The sequence below is a fragment of the Zhongshania marina genome, from assembly GCF_002915595.1.
Lineage (GTDB): Bacteria > Pseudomonadota > Gammaproteobacteria > Pseudomonadales > Spongiibacteraceae > Spongiibacter > Spongiibacter marinus_B.
Map to the genome: position 1 here is coordinate 1 of NZ_PQGG01000046.1, position 17,772 is coordinate 17,772.

13 protein-coding genes and 1 tRNA gene are annotated in these 17,772 nt (G+C 49.5%); all 14 read left to right on the forward strand.

The annotated features are described in order from the left end of the window. The coding region (gene tuf, locus C0068_RS19355) for an elongation factor Tu (RefSeq protein ID WP_233208785.1) at nucleotides 1–1,209 on the forward strand (1,209 nt) is incomplete at its 5' end. Between the two features lie 48 nt (nucleotides 1,210–1,257). Then, a tRNA-Trp gene (locus tag C0068_RS19360) sits at nucleotides 1,258–1,333 on the forward strand. 71 nt (nucleotides 1,334–1,404) lie between these two features. Next, complete coding sequence (gene secE / locus C0068_RS19365; RefSeq protein ID WP_103686123.1) at nucleotides 1,405–1,770, forward strand: preprotein translocase subunit SecE; 366 nt, start codon at nucleotides 1,405–1,407, stop codon at nucleotides 1,768–1,770. Between the two features lie 9 nt (nucleotides 1,771–1,779). After that, nucleotides 1,780–2,310 (forward strand): transcription termination/antitermination protein NusG, encoded by a 531-nt coding sequence (nusG, locus tag C0068_RS19370; protein WP_103686124.1) that lies wholly within the window; start codon nucleotides 1,780–1,782, stop codon nucleotides 2,308–2,310. 98 nt (nucleotides 2,311–2,408) lie between these two features. Beyond that, entirely contained in the window at nucleotides 2,409–2,840 is a 432-nt protein-coding gene (gene rplK, locus C0068_RS19375; protein WP_103686125.1) for a 50S ribosomal protein L11, read from the forward strand. Continuing rightward, nucleotides 2,840–3,538, forward strand: coding sequence for a 50S ribosomal protein L1 (rplA, locus tag C0068_RS19380; protein ID WP_103686126.1), 699 nt, complete (start codon nucleotides 2,840–2,842; stop codon nucleotides 3,536–3,538). Before rplK ends, rplA begins: the two co-directional genes overlap by 1 nt. A 283-nt stretch (nucleotides 3,539–3,821) precedes the next feature. After that, nucleotides 3,822–4,349, forward strand: a complete 528-nt coding sequence (gene rplJ / locus C0068_RS19385; protein WP_103686127.1) for a 50S ribosomal protein L10 — start codon at nucleotides 3,822–3,824, stop codon at nucleotides 4,347–4,349. Nucleotides 4,350–4,394: 45 nt separating this feature from the next. Continuing rightward, nucleotides 4,395–4,772 (forward strand): 50S ribosomal protein L7/L12, encoded by a 378-nt coding sequence (rplL, locus tag C0068_RS19390; protein ID WP_103686128.1) that lies wholly within the window; start codon nucleotides 4,395–4,397, stop codon nucleotides 4,770–4,772. 190 nt (nucleotides 4,773–4,962) lie between these two features. Next, nucleotides 4,963–9,039: a DNA-directed RNA polymerase subunit beta gene (gene rpoB / locus C0068_RS19395; RefSeq protein ID WP_103686129.1), complete on the forward strand. Its 4,077-nt coding sequence runs from the start codon at nucleotides 4,963–4,965 to the stop codon at nucleotides 9,037–9,039. Between the two features lie 74 nt (nucleotides 9,040–9,113). Further along, nucleotides 9,114–13,325 carry a DNA-directed RNA polymerase subunit beta' gene (rpoC, locus tag C0068_RS19400; protein ID WP_103686130.1) on the forward strand — a complete coding sequence of 1,404 codons (4,212 nt, stop codon included), beginning with the start codon at nucleotides 9,114–9,116 and terminating at the stop codon, nucleotides 13,323–13,325. Nucleotides 13,326–13,460: 135 nt separating this feature from the next. Continuing rightward, a complete protein-coding gene (rpsL, locus tag C0068_RS19405) occupies nucleotides 13,461–13,835 on the forward strand; it encodes a 30S ribosomal protein S12 (RefSeq protein ID WP_008248376.1) in 375 nt (124 codons plus the stop codon). Nucleotides 13,836–13,948: 113 nt separating this feature from the next. Next, entirely contained in the window at nucleotides 13,949–14,419 is a 471-nt protein-coding gene (gene rpsG / locus C0068_RS19410; RefSeq protein WP_103686131.1) for a 30S ribosomal protein S7, read from the forward strand. Between the two features lie 32 nt (nucleotides 14,420–14,451). Then, nucleotides 14,452–16,560, forward strand: coding sequence for an elongation factor G (fusA, locus tag C0068_RS19415; protein WP_103686132.1), 2,109 nt, complete (start codon nucleotides 14,452–14,454; stop codon nucleotides 16,558–16,560). A 31-nt stretch (nucleotides 16,561–16,591) separates the two neighbouring features. Beyond that, nucleotides 16,592–17,772: elongation factor Tu (gene tuf, locus C0068_RS19420; RefSeq protein ID WP_103682691.1), on the forward strand; the 1,181-nt coding region annotated here is incomplete at its 3' end.

The following is a 17,772-nucleotide window of genomic DNA, read 5'->3' on the forward strand; positions in this document are numbered from 1 at the left end:
TTTGAACGTAATAAGCCCCATTTGAACGTGGGCACCATTGGTCACGTTGACCATGGTAAAACCACGCTGACAGCAGCGCTGACGCGCGTATGTGCGGAAGTATATGGTGGTAAAGCGGTAGCGTTTGATGGTATCGATAACGCACCTGAAGAGCGTGAGCGCGGTATTACCATTGCGACCTCGCACGTTGAGTATGATTCATCAACTCGTCACTACGCTCACGTCGACTGCCCAGGTCACGCTGACTACGTTAAGAACATGATCACTGGTGCTGCTCAGATGGACGGCGCTATTTTGGTATGTGGCGCGACTGACGGCCCAATGCCACAAACGCGTGAGCACATCCTGCTGTCACGTCAGGTTGGCGTACCTTACATCGTTGTCTTCCTGAACAAGGCAGACCTGCTAGCTGAAGATTGCGGCGGTGTAGGCAGCGAAGAATACAATGAAATGCTTGAATTGGTAGAAATGGAGCTGCGTGAGCTGCTCGATATGTACGAATTCCCAGGCGACGACACGCCAATCATTGCTGGTTCAGCATTGATGGCATTGAACGGTCAAGATGACAACGAGCTTGGCACTACTGCTGTAGCGAAATTGGTTGAAGCTTTGGATACTTACATTCCACAGCCTGAGCGTGCGGTTGACCTGCCGTTCTTGATGCCAATCGAAGACGTATTCTCAATCTCTGGTCGCGGTACTGTTGTAACCGGCCGTATTGAGCGTGGCATTCTGCGTACTGGCGACGAGATTTCTATCGTTGGTATTCGCGACACCACCAAAACCACCTGTACTGGTGTTGAAATGTTCCGCAAGCTGCTTGACGAAGGTCGCGCTGGTGAGAACGTAGGTGTGTTGCTGCGTGGTACTAAGCGTGATGACGTAGAGCGTGGTCAAGTATTGGCTAAGCCTAGCTCAATCACTCCACACACTCGCTTCGAAGCAGAAGTGTACGTGTTGTCAAAAGAAGAAGGTGGTCGTCACACGCCATTCTTTAAAGGCTACCGTCCACAGTTCTACTTCCGTACCACAGACGTAACTGGTGCGTGTGAGCTGCCAGAAGGTACTGAAATGGTAATGCCTGGCGACAACGTGAAAATGGACGTAACCTTGATTGCGCCAATCGCGATGGAAGAAGGTTTGCGTTTTGCAATCCGCGAAGGTGGCCGTACTGTTGGCGCCGGCGTTGTTGCTAAAATCGTAGAGTAAAATCCCAGTAGTATTGGGTGTAAGGCCGGGCTTAGTCCCGGTACTTGTAGGCCAGTAGTTCAATTGGTAGAGCACCGGTCTCCAAAACCGGCTGTTGGGGGTTCGAGTCCCTCCTGGCCTGCCATTTACGTTAACACCGCTTCGCGTAATGCGTAGTGGTGTTTTGCGCTTAGCAAAAAAGGATATGACTGAACAATGAGTGCTAAGGCGGAAAACGCTAGTCGCTTCGATGGCTTGAAGTGGAGCATAGTTGCTTTACTTGTTGCGGTCGGTGTTGGTGGCAATACGTATTTTTCAGGCGAGTCTTTGCTTTATCGCGTCATTGCCTTGTTGGTGTTGGCGTCAGTAGCGGCTTTTATAGCGTATCGTACCGAAAAAGGTGCGGCATTTTTTGAGTTGTTAAAAGGTGCGCGTACGGAAATCAGAAAAGTAGTCTGGCCGACGCGTCAGGAGAGCACACAAACCACACTGATCGTAGTGGCGTTTGTCGTTGTGGCGGCATTGATTCTGTGGGGGTTAGATACTCTGCTGGGTTGGCTGGCATCCATGGTTATCGGCTAGAGGTAGGGCATGACAAAGCGTTGGTATGTTGTACACGCCTATTCTGGGTACGAAAAGAAAGTGGCTCTTGCATTAAAAGAGCGCATTGAGCTTTCGGGCTTTGCAGAGCGTTTCGGTGAAGTATTAGTGCCGACAGAAGAAGTGGTTGAAATGCGTGGCGGGCAAAAGCGCAAAAGTGAGCGCAAGTTTTTTCCTGGCTACGTTTTGATCGAAATGGAACTCGGAGATGATACTTGGCACTTAGTTAAAGAAACGCCAAGGGTCATGGGTTTTATTGGTGGTAAGGCGGATAAGCCTGCACCAATTACTGAGCGAGAAGCGCAGGCTATCCTGCAGCGGGTTGAAAGTGGCGACAAGCCTAAGCCTAAGACCTTGTTCGAGCCGGGTGAAATGGTCCGTGTTATTGATGGGCCGTTTAATGACTTTAACGGCGTAGTTGAAGAAGTTAACTACGAGAAGAACCGTTTGCATGTCGCAGTATTGATTTTTGGTCGCTCTACTCCTGTCGAATTAGATTTCGGCCAAGTAGAGAAGACCTAGCGTCAGGCGTCCGACTTTAGGCGTCTGACTGTTTAAACCGGGGAGCCGTTGACGAGCCGCAAGGCTTTGAGGTGTTACTACCCAATTGGAGAGGTAATATGGCTAAGAAAGTACAGGCTTATATCAAGCTGCAAGTTGCTGCTGGTGCAGCAAACCCAAGTCCACCAGTTGGTCCTGCATTGGGTCAACACGGTGTGAATATCATGGAATTCTGTAAAGCATTCAACGCTCAGACCCAGAGTCTTGAGAGTGGCATGCCTATTCCTGTTGTTATCACAGTCTACTCTGACCGTAGCTTTACATTCACTACCAAAACGCCACCAGCATCGTTTTTGCTGAAAAAGGCAGCTGGTGTGAAAAGCGGATCGGGTACGCCTAACTCTAAAAAAGTGGGCAAGGTAACCCGTGCGCAACTAGAAGAGATCGCCACTATTAAAATGGCTGACCTTACTGCTTCTGATATGGAAGCGGCAGTGCGTACAATCGCGGGCAGTGCTCGTGCCGCTGGTATCGAAGTGGAGGGTGTGTAATGGCTAAGCTAACTAAGCGCCAAAAGGCAATTCGCGAAAAAGTTGTTGCTGGCAAACAATATAGCTTTGAAGAAGCTGTGGCTTTGTTGAAAGATGTTTCAGTTGTTAAGTTTCCTGAAGCTATCGACGTGGCAATCAATCTAGGTGTTGATGCGCGTAAATCTGACCAAGCGGTTCGCGGTGCAACGACGTTGCCAAACGGTACAGGTAAAACTGTACGTGTTGCGGTTTTCACCCAGGGTGAAAATGCAGAAAAAGCAAAAGCTGCCGGTGCAGATTTTGTCGGTATGGACGATCTAGCCGAGCAAGTTAAAGGCGGCATGATGGATTTCGACGTAGTTGTTGCTTCTCCAGATGCAATGCGCGTTGTTGGTCAGTTGGGTCAGGTTCTTGGTCCACGCGGCCTAATGCCAAACCCGAAAACTGGCACTGTAACTGCTGACGTTGAAACTGCAGTTAAAAATGCTAAAGCGGGTCAGGTTCGCTACCGTACAGATAAAAACGGCATCATCCACGGCGCTATCGGAACAATCTCTTTCGAAGCTGGCGTATTAAAAGAAAACCTAGAAGCCCTGTTGGGTGACTTGCGTAAGGCCAAGCCATCATCGGCTAAAGGTGTCTATATGAAGAAAATCACTCTTTCTTCAACTATGGGTCCTGGCATCGTAATCGACCAAGCGAGCTTGGCGGTAAAATAATTTTTGGGCGCTAGCGCCCAGAATTAAACACCTTTTTCGGAGGGTGTTTACTGGCTTTGTGGTCTTTGACAGCTGACCTACTGTGTCAAAAGACAGAGACCATCAAAGACCGTAGGTGGGATTAGGTTTTATCGATCTAAACCCTTAATAGGTGTGTTGACTTGTCAACGTTACCGGCACCGGCCTACGCAGATGGTGGATTGGATTTGTTCACCAGCAAACGACTTTAAGCTTTGTGTTTTTAGTCTACGGTAATTAACTGACAAATCCAGGAGTTATCCAAGTGGCATTAAGACTCGACGACAAAAAAGCGATAGTAGCTGACGTTAACGAGACTGCCGCTAGTGCATTGTCATTGGTTATTGCTGACGCCCGTGGGTGTACAGTAGGCCAAATGACTGAGCTTCGCAAATTGGCGCGTGAATCCCAAGTAAACGTACGAGTAGTGCGTAATACCTTGGCGAAACTTGCGTTGAAGGGAACGGAATTCGAGTGCGCAGAAGAGGCCTTTAAAGGTCCTTCTCTGTTGGCATTTTCGATGGAAGATCCTGGTGCGGCGGCTCGTATCTTCAAAGATTTTGCAAAAGAACATGCAAAATTTGAAGTGAAAGCACTTGCGGTTAGTGGCCAATTGATGGGTGCAGATCAGTTGGATGTACTGGCTAAACTGCCGACCCGCGAGCAAGCGCTGTCTATGTTGATGAGCGTGATGTTAGCACCGGCAACCAAACTGGTACGTACAATGAACGAAGTCCCAGGCAAATTGGTTCGTACATTAGCTGCCGTTCGCGAGCAGAAAGAAGCTGCGTAAGCGGCGTTTAATTTTTTTAGTAATTGACACAGTAGGGAGTTTCACATGGCTCTGTCACAAGAAGATATTTTGAATGCAATCGCTGAAATGAGCGTAATGGACGTAGTTGGTCTAATCGAAGCGATGGAAGAGAAGTTTGGCGTTACTGCAGCTGCTGCAGTTGCTGCAGCTCCTGCTGCCGCTGCTGAAGGCGGCGCTGCTGCTGAAGAACAAACTGAGTTTGACGTTGTTCTGACTGCTGCTGGCGACAAGAAAGTTAACGTGATCAAAGCAGTACGTACGATCACTGGCTTGGGCTTGAAAGAAGCGAAAGAAATGGTTGATGGCGCACCATCTACTGTTAAAGAAGGCGCTTCTAAGGCTGATGCAGACGCAGCTAAAGCAGCACTTGAAGAAGCAGGCGCTAGCGTCGAGCTTAAGTAAGTTGCTTGTTGGCCTGCTTGCGGGTCAATCTCAAGCGAGGCTGGTGGGTTAAATCCCGCCGGCCTTTTGTTGTTTGAGAAATTACAGTCGGAGCCTGCTAAAGGGGTCTGACTCGCGACAGATAAACTGTTGCACTAACGACACCGTCGCCGGTCGCGGCGGAGTCAAGAGATGATGCTGGGGAGTACTGATGGCTTACTCGTACACTGAGAAAAAACGTATCCGCAAGGATTTTGGCAAGATGCCGCACGTCATGGACGTGCCATATCTCCTTGCGATTCAGCTGGATTCCTACAAAAAGTTTACGCAGGCAGGCGTACCTGCCGCTGAGCGCGGCGAGCATGGTTTACACGCCGCTTTTAAATCGATATTCCCGATAGTCAGCTATTCCGGTAATGCGGCCCTTGAGTACGTCGATTACGTACTCGGCGTGCCTGCGTTTGATGTAAACGAATGTCAGCTGCGCGGTGTGACCTATTCTGTGCCGCTACGGGTAAAAGTTCGCCTGATTATTTATGATCGCGAATCGGCAAACAAAAGCATCAAAGATATTAAAGAGCAAGAAGTCTACATGGGTGAAATCCCCCTGATGACTGAAAACGGTACCTTTGTTATTAATGGTACTGAGCGGGTAATCGTATCCCAGTTACACCGCTCACCCGGCGTGTTTTTCGATCACGACCGCGGCAAGACCCACTCCTCAGGTAAGCTGCTGTATTCAGCGCGGATCATTCCTTACCGTGGTTCTTGGCTCGATTTTGAATTCGACCCTAAAGATCAAGTCTTTGTGCGTATTGACCGTCGTCGTAAATTGCCGGCTACGATCCTACTGCGCGCATTGGGCATGGCGGCGGAAGAGATTCTTGACCTGTTCTATGACGTGAACACGTTTAAGGTTGCCAAAAAAGGCGGCTTTACTATCGAGCTGATTCCAGAGCGTTTGCGTGGTGAAGTCGCGACATTTGATATCTGCGCTAAAAATGGCGAAGTTATTGTTGAAACTGGTCGTCGTATTACCGCTCGCCATATTCGCCAAATAGAAAAGGCGAACCTAACGGAGCTCGAAGTACCTGTTGAGTATCTCGTTGGGCGTGCTCTGGCGAAAGATATTATTGATAAATCGACTGGCGAAGTGCTGTTCCCATGTAACACCGAAATTACAGCGGAAATACTTACCAAGCTAGAAGAGTCAGGTGTTACTGAAATTGACACCCTATATACCAACGAGCTTGATTGCGGCCCCTACGTAAGTGACACGCTGCGTGCCGATCCAACCAATAGTCAGCTTGAGGCTTTGGTAGAAATCTACCGCATGATGCGTCCCGGCGAGCCACCAACTAAAGAGTCGGCAGAGAACTTGTTCCAAAACTTGTTCTTCTCCGCTGAGCGTTACGATCTTTCTACTGTTGGTCGTATGAAGTTCAACCGTCGCATCGGTCGTGAAGAAATTCTCGGTTCCGGTACGCTGGATCAAAGCGACATTGTTGCCGTTATGAAAATGCTGGTTGGCATTCGTAATGGTAAGGGTATCGTCGACGACATCGATCACCTTGGTAACCGCCGTATTCGTTCAGTTGGCGAGATGGCTGAAAACCAATTCCGTGTTGGTTTGGTTCGTGTAGAGCGCGCAGTTAAAGAGCGTCTCTCTATGGCTGAAAGCGAAGGTTTGATGCCGCAGGATTTAATCAACGCCAAGCCAGTTGCTGCCGCGGTGAAGGAATTCTTTGGTTCTTCGCAGCTGTCCCAGTTCATGGACCAAAACAACCCGCTGTCGGAGATTACCCATAAGCGTCGTGTTTCTGCGCTTGGGCCCGGTGGTTTGACCCGTGAGCGTGCTGGCTTCGAAGTGCGTGACGTACATCCAACGCACTACGGTCGTGTATGTCCTATCGAAACACCTGAAGGACCGAACATCGGTCTGATCAACTCATTGGCAACCTACGCGCGTACCAATGAGTACGGCTTCCTAGAAAGTCCATACCGTAAGGTAGTGGGCGGCAAGGTAAGCGATGAGATTGAATATCTGTCTGCAATAAACGAAGCGGAAGAAGTTATTGCACAGGCTTCGGCAGTAATGAATGACGCCGGTGAGTTGACCGACGAAATGGTTGCGGTTCGTCATATGAACGAATTCACCGTTATGCCGCCTGAAAAAGTAACCTATATGGACGTTTCGCCGAAACAGGTTGTATCGGTTGCGGCGTCATTGATTCCTTTCCTCGAGCACGATGACGCTAACCGCGCATTGATGGGTTCGAACATGCAACGCCAAGCGGTGCCAACACTCAAGGCCGATAAGCCTTTAGTAGGTACTGGCTTCGAGCGCTATGTGGCATCGGACTCCGGTGTTTGTGTAGTTGCTCGTCGCGGTGGTGTTATTGATAGCGTTGACTCGTCGCGCATTGTTGTACGCGTAAATAACGACGAAGTTCAGCCAGGTCAGCCGCCGGTTGATATTTACAACCTAACTAAATATACCCGTTCTAACCAGAACACTTGTATTAACCAGCGTCCGATTGTGAGCGAAGGCCACGAAGTTGTACGCGGTGATATTCTGGCTGATGGCCCGTCTGTCGATTTGGGTGAACTGGCGCTTGGCCAGAACATGCGTATCGCATTCATGCCTTGGAATGGTTATAACTTCGAAGACTCTATTTTGGTGTCTGAGCGTGTTGTAAAAGAAGATCGTTTTACGACTATCCACATTCAAGAGCTAACCTGTATCGCTCGTGACACCAAGCTTGGGCCAGAAGAAATTTCTTCGGATATTCCCAATGTTGGTGAGGGTGCGCTGGCTAACTTGGACGAGTCCGGCATTGTATATATCGGTGCAGAAGTCGGTCCGGGCGATATTCTAGTTGGCAAGGTAACGCCGAAAGGCGAGACCCAGTTAACGCCAGAAGAAAAGCTACTGCGTGCTATTTTCGGTGAGAAGGCTTCTGACGTTAAAGACACGTCTTTGCGCGTTCCATCTAGCACAAAGGGTACGGTTATTGATGTTCAGGTCTTCACTCGTGATGGCCTAGAAAAAGATAAGCGCGCCTTAGAAATTGAAAAAATGCAGCTCGATCAGTTCCGTAAGGATTTGAACGAAGAGTACCGTATCGTTGAAGAAGCGACGTTCGTGCGCTTGGCCGACGCCCTGGATGGTCAAGCGATCTTAAGTGGTCCTGGCATGAAGAAGGGCGACAAGCTTTCTGCGGCGGCTTTGCAAGAGCTGAAAAAGGATGATTGGTTTAAGTTGCGCATGGCGGATGAGCCGCTGAATGCTGCCTTGGAAGATGCAGACAAGCAGCTAGGCGAGCATCGCAAGACGCTGGAAGAACGTTTTGAAGATAAGAAGCGCAAGCTGACTACTGGCGACGATTTAGCACCTGGTGTTTTGAAAATTGTTAAAGTGTATTTAGCAATTAAGCGCCGTATTCAGCCGGGCGATAAGATGGCGGGTCGTCACGGAAACAAAGGGGTTATCTCGGTCATTATGCCGGTTGAAGATATGCCTTTTGATGAAAACGGTGAGCCGGTCGATATCGTTCTGAATCCTCTAGGTGTTCCTTCGCGGATGAACGTTGGTCAGGTTCTTGAGACTCACTTAGGCTTAGCGGCCAAAGGTCTGGGTCGTAAGATTGACGACATGATTCGCGAGCAGCGCAAAATTGCTGAAGTGCGTGCATTCCTCGGCGAAATCTACAATGACGGCGCCGGCCGACACGAAGATCTAGATAGCTTCAGCGATGAAGCCATTATGGATCTGGCTAAAAACCTGCGCGGCGGTGTGCCAATGGCAACACAGGTATTTGATGGCGCGAACGAAGCCGAAATCAAAAATCTGCTTACCTTGGCAGGCTTGCCTGACAGTGGTCAGTTGAAGTTGTGTGACGGCCGGACTGGTTTGGAATTTGATCGTCCAGTCACTGTTGGCTATATGTACATGCTGAAACTGAACCATTTGGTTGATGACAAGATGCATGCGCGTTCAACCGGTTCATACAGTTTGGTAACCCAGCAGCCACTTGGCGGTAAAGCTCAGTTCGGTGGCCAGCGTTTCGGTGAGATGGAAGTGTGGGCGCTAGAAGCATACGGCGCAGCCTACACCTTGCAAGAAATGCTGACGGTTAAGTCGGACGACGTAAATGGTCGTACCAAAATGTATAAAAACATTGTTGATGGTGATCAGCGTATGGAGCCGGGCATGCCCGAGTCTTTCAACGTACTGGTCAAAGAGATCCGCTCACTCGGTATTAATATCGAGCTGGACACGGAATAAACATCGACAACGACTATGGCAAGGGGCGCCCGGCTTAGTGGGCGCCTGAAGAATACCCTTGCGGAGGAACGGCCTTGAAAGATTTATTGAATCTATTGAAACAGGGACAACCGAACGACGAGTTTGACTCTATTCGTATCGGTTTGGCGTCACCGGAGCTGATTCGCTCGTGGTCATTCGGCGAAGTAAAAAAGCCGGAAACCATTAACTACCGTACGTTCAAGCCTGAGCGTGACGGTTTATTCTGTGCCAAAATTTTTGGACCAGTTAAAGACTATGAGTGCTTGTGCGGTAAGTACAAGCGTCTTAAGCATCGCGGTGTAATTTGCGAGAAGTGCGGTGTTGAAGTTGCGCTGGCAAAAGTGCGTCGTGAGCGCATGGGTCACATTGAGCTGGCGAGTCCAGTTGCCCATATTTGGTTCTTGAAATCACTGCCAAGCCGTATCGGTTTGTTGCTAGACATGACTTTGCGTGACATCGAGCGGATTCTGTATTTCGAATCTTACGTTGTTACCGACCCAGGTATGACTACCTTAGAGAAAGGCCAGTTGCTGAGCGACGAGCAGTTCTTTGAGGCGATGGAAGAGTTTGGTGATGATTTCGTTGCCAAGATGGGTGCTGAGGCGATCATGCATTTGCTGATTGAATTGGATTTGACAGCAGAGATCGATCGTCTGCGCGAAGAAATCCCGGCGACTAACTCAGAAACCAAAATTAAAAAGCTATCAAAGCGTCTGAAGCTGATTGAAGCCTTGGCCGACTCGGGCAATAAGCCTGAGTGGATGGTCATGAAAGTGCTGCCAGTATTGCCGCCAGATTTACGTCCTTTGGTTCCTCTGGACGGTGGCCGCTTTGCAACCTCAGATCTAAACGATTTATACCGTCGTGTTATTAACCGTAACAACCGTTTGAAGCGCCTGTTAGACCTGAATGCACCTGACATCATTGTTCGCAATGAAAAGCGTATGCTGCAGGAGTCTGTTGATGCGCTGTTGGATAACGGTCGTCGCGGTCGTGCAATTACCGGTTCTAATAAGCGTCCTCTGAAATCTCTTGCCGATATGATCAAGGGTAAGCAAGGTCGTTTCCGTCAGAACCTGCTCGGTAAGCGCGTAGACTATTCTGGTCGTTCCGTTATCGTTGTTGGTCCTACTTTGCGCCTGCATCAATGCGGTCTGCCTAAGAAAATGGCGCTTGAGCTATTCAAGCCGTTTATCTTCGGTAAGTTAGAAGCACGTGGCTTGGCAACAACCATTAAAGCCGCTAAGAAAATGGTAGAGCGTGAGCCGCCAGAAGTATGGGATATCCTCGCTGAAGTTATCCGCGAACATCCCGTTATGTTGAACCGTGCACCTACTCTTCACCGTTTGGGTATTCAGGCATTTGAGCCTGTACTTATCGAAGGTAAGGCTATTCAGCTCCACCCGCTGGTGTGTGCGGCATACAACGCTGACTTTGACGGTGACCAAATGGCGGTACACGTACCGCTGACAATTGAAGCGCAGCTAGAAGCTCGCGCGCTGATGATGTCTACCAATAATATTTTGTCACCTGCAAACGGTGAGCCGATTATTGTTCCATCGCAGGACGTTGTACTAGGTTTGTACTGGATGACGCGTGAGCGCGTTAACGGCGCTGGCGAAGGCACTGCCTTTGCTAACCCTGAAGAAGTGCATCGCGCCTACGTTGGCGGCCGTGCACATTTGCAGGCTCGTATTAAGTGCCGCTTAGTGCAAGTGAGTTTTGATGAAAATGGTGAGCGCAGCGAAACGCGCACATTGATCGATACCACTGTTGGCCGTGTTTTGTTGTGGCGGATTGTGCCAGAGGGTCTTCCCTTTGAGCTGGTTAACCAAAACATGACCAAGAAGGCGATTTCTCGCTTATTGAACGAGTGTTACCGTCAGGTTGGTCTGAAGGCCACCGTAATTCTTGGTGACCAATTGATGTACACCGGTTTTGAGTATTCTACTCGCTCTGGTTCATCTATCGGTGTTAACGATTTTGAAATCCCAGATGCTAAGGCGCGCATTGTTTCCGCTGCCGATGCGGAAGTGGTTGAGATCGAAAAGCAATATGCTTCTGGTCTGGTAACCCAAGGTGAGAAGTACAACAAAGTTATCGACATTTGGTCCCGTGCAAACGACATGGTTTCCAAGGCGATGATGGAAGGTCTGTCTAAAGAGTCGGTCATAAACCGCAAGGGTGAGGAAGAGATGCAAGACTCTTTCAACTCGGTTTATATCTACGCTGACTCCGGTGCGCGTGGTTCGCCAGCTCAGATTCGTCAGTTGGCTGGTATGCGTGGTTTGATGGCTAAGCCAGATGGCTCGATCATCGAAACGCCAATCACAGCAAACTTCCGTGAAGGTCTGAGCGTACTTCAGTACTTCATCTCAACTCACGGTGCTCGTAAAGGTTTGGCTGATACGGCTCTAAAAACAGCTAACTCGGGTTACCTAACTCGTCGTCTAGTTGATGTTGCCCAAGATTTGGTAATTACCGAAGACGATTGTGGCGCAGATCAAGGTCTGACCATGACGCCTGTTATCGAAGGTGGTGACATCATCGAGACATTGGGTGATCGGGTATTGGGTCGTATCGTTGTTCGTGATGTGTTCCGTCCCGGTACTGACGACATCGCAGTTGAGGCGGGCGTGATGCTCGACGAGAAGCGTGTTGTTGAATTAGAAGAAATGGGTATTGATGAGATTGAAGTTCGCTCACCAATTACCTGTGAGACTCGTCACGGTGTTTGTTCCGCATGCTATGGTCGTGACTTGGCGCGTGGTCACTTGGTTAACCGTGGTGAGGCTGTTGGTGTTATCGCTGCTCAGTCAATCGGTGAGCCGGGTACACAGCTTACCATGCGTACCTTCCACATTGGTGGTGCGGCATCGCGGGCAACCGCTGTCGACAATATCCAAGTTAAGCAAGATGGTAAGGCGCGTTTGCACAATCTGAAATGGGTTGTGCGTGAAGATGGTCACTTGGTTGCGGTTAGCCGCTCTGGTGAGCTAGCGATTACAGATCGAAGCGGCCGTGAGCGCGAGCGCTATAAACTGCCATACGGCGCCTTGATTAAAGTTGCAGATCGCGCAGAGGTTTCTGCAGGCGATATCGTCGCAACATGGGATCCGCATACTCACCCCATCATCACGGAAGTTGCCGGTATCGTTAAGATGTCGGGAATGGAAGAGGGTATTACCGTTAAGCGTCAGACAGACGAATTAACAGGTCTTAGCAGTATTTCTGTTATGGACCAAGGTGAGCGCCCAGCGGCCGGTAAAGATATGCGTCCAGCGGTAACCTTGGTAGATGCCAAGGGCGACGAACTGTGCTTGGCGGGTACCAATGTGCCAGCGCATTACTTCCTGACTGAAAATGCGATCGTGTCTCTTGAGAACGGTGCAGAGGTTAAGGTTGGTGACGTTATCGCGCGTATACCACAAGAGAGCTCGAAGACCCGTGATATCACCGGTGGTCTGCCGCGTGTTGCTGACTTGTTCGAAGCGCGTAAGCCGAAAGAACCAGCAATATTGGCAGAGATTTCAGGTACGGTGAGCTTCGGTAAAGAAACCAAAGGTAAGCGTCGTTTGATTATTACCCCCGCCGACGGCAAGCCATTGGCAGATGGTTCTGATTACTACGAAGTGCTAATTCCTAAATGGCGTTTGCTGACCGTGTTCGAAGGTGAGCAAGTTGAGAAGGGCGAAATTGTTTCTGAAGGCCCGCTGAGCCCACACGACATTCTGCGCTTAAAAGGTGTTGAAGAGTTGGCGAAATATATCGTCAATGAAATTCAGGACGTTTACCGTCTGCAAGGTGTAAAAATTAACGATAAGCACATTGAAGTTATCGTTCGTCAAATGCTGCGCAAGGTCAACATCCTTACTTCTGGCGATTCGTCGTTCATTAAAGGCGAGCAGGCAGAATACGTTCGCGTGGTTGAGGAAAACGAAACTCTGCAAGCTGCAGATCGTATTTCCGCAAGCTATGAGCGTGAATTGTTGGGTATTACCAAGGCATCCTTGGCGACTGAGTCGTTTATTTCTGCGGCTTCGTTCCAAGAAACCACTCGTGTTCTTACTGAGGCGGCGGTTACCGGCAAGCGCGATCACCTGCGCGGCTTGAAGGAAAACGTGGTTGTTGGTCGCTTGATTCCAGCCGGTACCGGTTTGGCTTATCACCGTGATCGCAAAGTTAAGAAAGACGAAGCAATGAAAACCGTGTCGGCGCAAGACGTTGAAGCGGCACTGTCAGAGGCACTTAGCGATAACGGCTGAGTAAATTTGACTACTTGACGGGAGTGGGGCGCGTCTTTAGAATTCGCGCTCCACTTTTTTTATAAACTATCGGCGGTATCGGTAGTCAGTTGGTTAGCACATTGGTGTGCTGGCTTTAGTTACTGGAGTTAATTAATGGCAACGATCAACCAGTTGGTTCGTCAGCCGAGAAAGCGCAAAGCGGCTAAAAGTGATGTTCCTGCATTGCAGGCATGTCCACAGCGTCGCGGCGTATGTACTCGTGTTTACACCACTACACCTAAGAAGCCGAACTCGGCATTGCGTAAAGTGTGTCGTGTACGTTTGACTAACGGCTTTGAAGTTTCATCTTACATCGGTGGTGAAGGCCACAACCTGCAAGAGCACAGTGTTGTGCTTATTCGCGGCGGCCGTGTTAAGGATTTACCAGGTGTGCGTTACCACACTGTTCGCGGTAGCCTTGATACTTCTGGTGTAAACAATCGTAAGCAAGCCCGTTCTAAATACGGTACTAAGCGCCCTAAGTCGTAATTCGACTTTAGCCGTTTTAATTATTAATAGACCTTAAGTAAGGCCAAACCATCGTCTCTTCGCTGCAAGGCGACTCGGTGTTTGGATTTACCTGAAGACATAGGAATAGAGTTATGCCTAGAAGACGCGTCGCCGCCAAGCGGGAAATACTGCCGGATCCAAAATTCGGTAACCTGACACTGGCCAAGTTCATGAACCACGTTATGGTAAGTGATAAAAAATCAGTCGCAGAGACCATCGTATATGGTGCTTTGGATCTGGTTAAAGAGCGGTTGAACACCGACCCTCTTGAGGCCTTCGATACCGCCCTAGAAAACATTGCCCCAATGGTAGAGGTTAAGTCTCGCCGTGTGGGTGGTGCTACTTACCAAGTGCCTGTAGAAGTTCGTCCAAGTCGCCGTACTGCGCTAGCCATGCGTTGGTTGGTTGACTACTCTCGTGGCCGTGGCGAGAAATCTATGCGTCAGCGTTTGGCTGGTGAAATCATCGATGCGTCACAGGGCAAAGGCTCTGCGGTTAAAAAGCGTGAAGACGTGCATCGTATGGCTGAAGCTAACAAAGCGTTCTCTCATTACCGCTTCTAAGCGGCGCTATTTACTAGGTTCAGGGGAGTATTGTGGCGCGTAAAACACCAATATCCAGATATCGCAACATCGGTATTTGTGCCCACGTAGATGCGGGCAAAACAACGACTACCGAGCGCGTGCTGTTTTACACTGGCTTATCTCACAAGATAGGCGAAGTGCATGATGGCGCGGCGACTATGGATTGGATGGCGCAGGAGCAGGAGCGTGGTATTACCATTACTTCTGCTGCCACAACATGCTTTTGGGCCGGTATGCAGCAGCAGTATGAGCAGCACCGCATTAATATCATTGATACCCCGGGGCACGTCGACTTCACGATAGAGGTTGAGCGTTCCCTGCGGGTGCTTGATGGTGCGGTGGTTGTTCTCTGTGGTTCGTCTGGGGTTCAACCGCAGACAGAAACGGTTTGGCGTCAAGCTAATAAGTATGAAGTGCCGCGTATGGTATTCGTCAATAAGATGGATCGCGCCGGTGCTAATTTTGAGCGAGTTATCTCTCAGTTGCGTACGCGCTTGGGTGCGAATGCGGTGCCGATGCAAATGACGATCGGTAGCGAAGAAGACTTTCGCGGTGTTGTAGATCTTCTCAAAATGAAAGCCATTATTTGGAATGAAGCGGACCAAGGGATGACCTTTGAGTACGAAGATATTCCGGCGAATATGCTCGAGTCCTGCGAAAAAATGCGGGAGTACATGGTTGAGGCCGCGGCCGAGTCTAGTGACGAGTTGATGGAAAAATACCTCGAAGGCGAAGCGCTGAGCGAGGAAGAAATTAAGGCGGGAATCCGTAAGCGTACGCTGGCAAATGAAATTATTCCGGTGTTTGGTGGTTCTGCGTTTAAGAATAAAGGTGTTCAAGCGGTGCTTGATGCCGTAATAGATTATATGCCGTCGCCTACTGAAGTTAAGGCGATCGAGGGCACGCTGGATGACAAAGGTTCAACTGTCGCCACTCGTGAGGCAAATGACGATGCGCCGTTTGCTGCATTGGCATTCAAAATTGCAACAGACCCCTTTGTGGGTACCCTCACTTTCTTCCGTGTGTACTCCGGTAAGTTGGAAAGTGGTACGGCGGTTGTAAACTCCGTAAAAGGTAAGAAAGAACGCGTAGGTCGGATGGTGCAAATGCACGCTAATGACCGGCAAGAAATTAAAGAAGTATTGGCGGGAGATATTGCCGCCGCAATCGGTCTGAAAGACGTGACTACTGGGGATACATTGTGCGACCCCAATAACGTCATTATTTTAGAGCGAATGGAATTCCCTGAGCCTGTTATTTCGGTGGCGGTTGAGCCTAGAACAAAGGCGGATCAGGAAAAGATGGGCATCGCCTTGGGTAAGTTGGCTCAAGAGGATCCCTCATTCCGTGTTAAGACCGATGAAGAAACTGGTCAGTGCATTATTTCTGGGATGGGCGAACTCCATCTCGATATTTTGGTTGATCGTATGCGTCGCGAGTTTAGTGTCGAGGCGAATATCGGGAAGCCGCAGGTTGCTTATCGCGAAGCGATTCGTAATACCTGTGAAATTGAAGGCAAGTTTGTTCGTCAATCTGGTGGTCGTGGTCAGTTTGGTCATGTATGGATTCGTTTCGAGCCGGGTGAAGATGCTAACGCCGAAGGTTTAGAGTTTGTTAGCGAGATTGTGGGTGGTGTTGTTCCTAAGGAATACATACCTGCAATAGAAAGAGGTATCGCCGAGCAAATGCAGAATGGCGTGCTTGCTGGTTACCCGTTGCTTGGCTTGAAGGCGACGGCATACGATGGTTCATATCATGACGTCGATTCAAACGAAATGGCGTTTAAAATAGCGGCCTCTATGGCGACAAAAAAATTGGCTCAATTGGGTGGTGCAGTGCTGCTTGAGCCGATCATGAAAGTCGAAATTGTTACCCCTGAAGAAAATATGGGTGATGTAGTCGGCGATTTAAACCGTCGTCGCGGCATTATTCTCGGAATGGATGAGAGTGTGTCGGGCAAGGTAATTGATGCGCAAGTGCCTTTGGCGGAGATGTTCGGTTATGCAACCGATCTGCGTAGCGCAACCCAAGGTCGTGCAACATTTACGATGGAGTTCGAAAAGTATTTCGAGGCACCGCGTAATGTTGCCGAAGAAATCATGGCTAAAAACAGAGCTTAATTTTTAATAACCTTTATGCGAGGAATAAACCGTGGCTAAGGAAAAGTTTGAACGTAATAAGCCCCATTTGAACGTGGGCACCATTGGTCACGTTGACCATGGTAAAACCACGCTGACAGCAGCGCTGACGCGCGTATGTGCGGAAGTATATGGTGGTAAAGCGGTAGCGTTTGATGGTATCGATAACGCACCTGAAGAGCGTGAGCGCGGTATTACCATTGCGACCTCGCACGTTGAGTATGATTCATCAACTCGTCACTACGCTCACGTCGACTGCCCAGGTCACGCTGACTACGTTAAGAACATGATCACTGGTGCTGCTCAGATGGACGGCGCTATTTTGGTATGTGGCGCGACTGACGGCCCAATGCCACAAACGCGTGAGCACATCCTGCTGTCACGTCAGGTTGGCGTACCTTACATCGTTGTCTTCCTGAACAAGGCAGACCTGCTAGCTGAAGATTGCGGCGGTGTAGGCAGCGAAGAATACAATGAAATGCTTGAATTGGTAGAAATGGAGCTGCGTGAGCTGCTCGATATGTACGAATTCCCAGGCGACGACACGCCAATCATTGCTGGTTCAGCATTGATGGCATTGAACGGTCAAGATGACAACGAGCTTGGCACTACTGCTGTAGCGAAATTGGTTGAAGCTTTGGATACTTACATTCCACAGCCTGAGCGTGCGGTTGACCTGCCGTTCTTGATGCCAATCGAAGACGTATTCTCAATCTCTGGTCGCGGTACTGTTGTAACCGGCCGTATTGAGCGTGGCATTCTGCGTACTGGCGACGAGATTTCTATCGTTGGTATTCGCGACACCACCAAAACCACCTGTACTGGTGTTGAAATGTTCCGCAAGCTGCTTGACGAAGGTCGCGCTGGTGAGAACGTAGGTGTGTTGCTGCGTGGTACTAAGCGTGATGACGTAGAGCGTGGTCAAGTATTGGCTAAGCCTAGCTCAATCACTCCACACACTCGCTTCGAAGCAGAAGTGTACGTGTTGTCAAAAGAAGAAGGTGGTCGTCACACGCCATTCTTTAAAGGCTACCGTCCACAGTTCTACTTCCGTACCACAGACGTAACTGGTGCGTGTGAGCTGCCAGAAGGTACTGAAATGGTAATGCCTGGCGACAACGTGAAAATGGACGTAACCTTGATTGCGCCAATCGCGATGGAAGAAGGTTTGCGTTTTGCAATCCGCGAAGGTGG

Coding starts and splice junctions, on each gene's coding strand:
- secE (WP_103686123.1), top strand. CDS start 1,405: ATGAGTGCTAAGGCGGAAAACGCTAGTCGCTTCGATGGCTTGAAGTGG.
- nusG (WP_103686124.1), top strand. CDS start 1,780: ATGACAAAGCGTTGGTATGTTGTACACGCCTATTCTGGGTACGAAAAG.
- rplK (WP_103686125.1), top strand. CDS start 2,409: ATGGCTAAGAAAGTACAGGCTTATATCAAGCTGCAAGTTGCTGCTGGT.
- rplA (WP_103686126.1), top strand. CDS start 2,840: ATGGCTAAGCTAACTAAGCGCCAAAAGGCAATTCGCGAAAAAGTTGTT.
- rplL (WP_103686128.1), top strand. CDS start 4,395: ATGGCTCTGTCACAAGAAGATATTTTGAATGCAATCGCTGAAATGAGC.
- rpoB (WP_103686129.1), top strand. CDS start 4,963: ATGGCTTACTCGTACACTGAGAAAAAACGTATCCGCAAGGATTTTGGC.
- rpsL (WP_008248376.1), top strand. CDS start 13,461: ATGGCAACGATCAACCAGTTGGTTCGTCAGCCGAGAAAGCGCAAAGCG.
- rpsG (WP_103686131.1), top strand. CDS start 13,949: ATGCCTAGAAGACGCGTCGCCGCCAAGCGGGAAATACTGCCGGATCCA.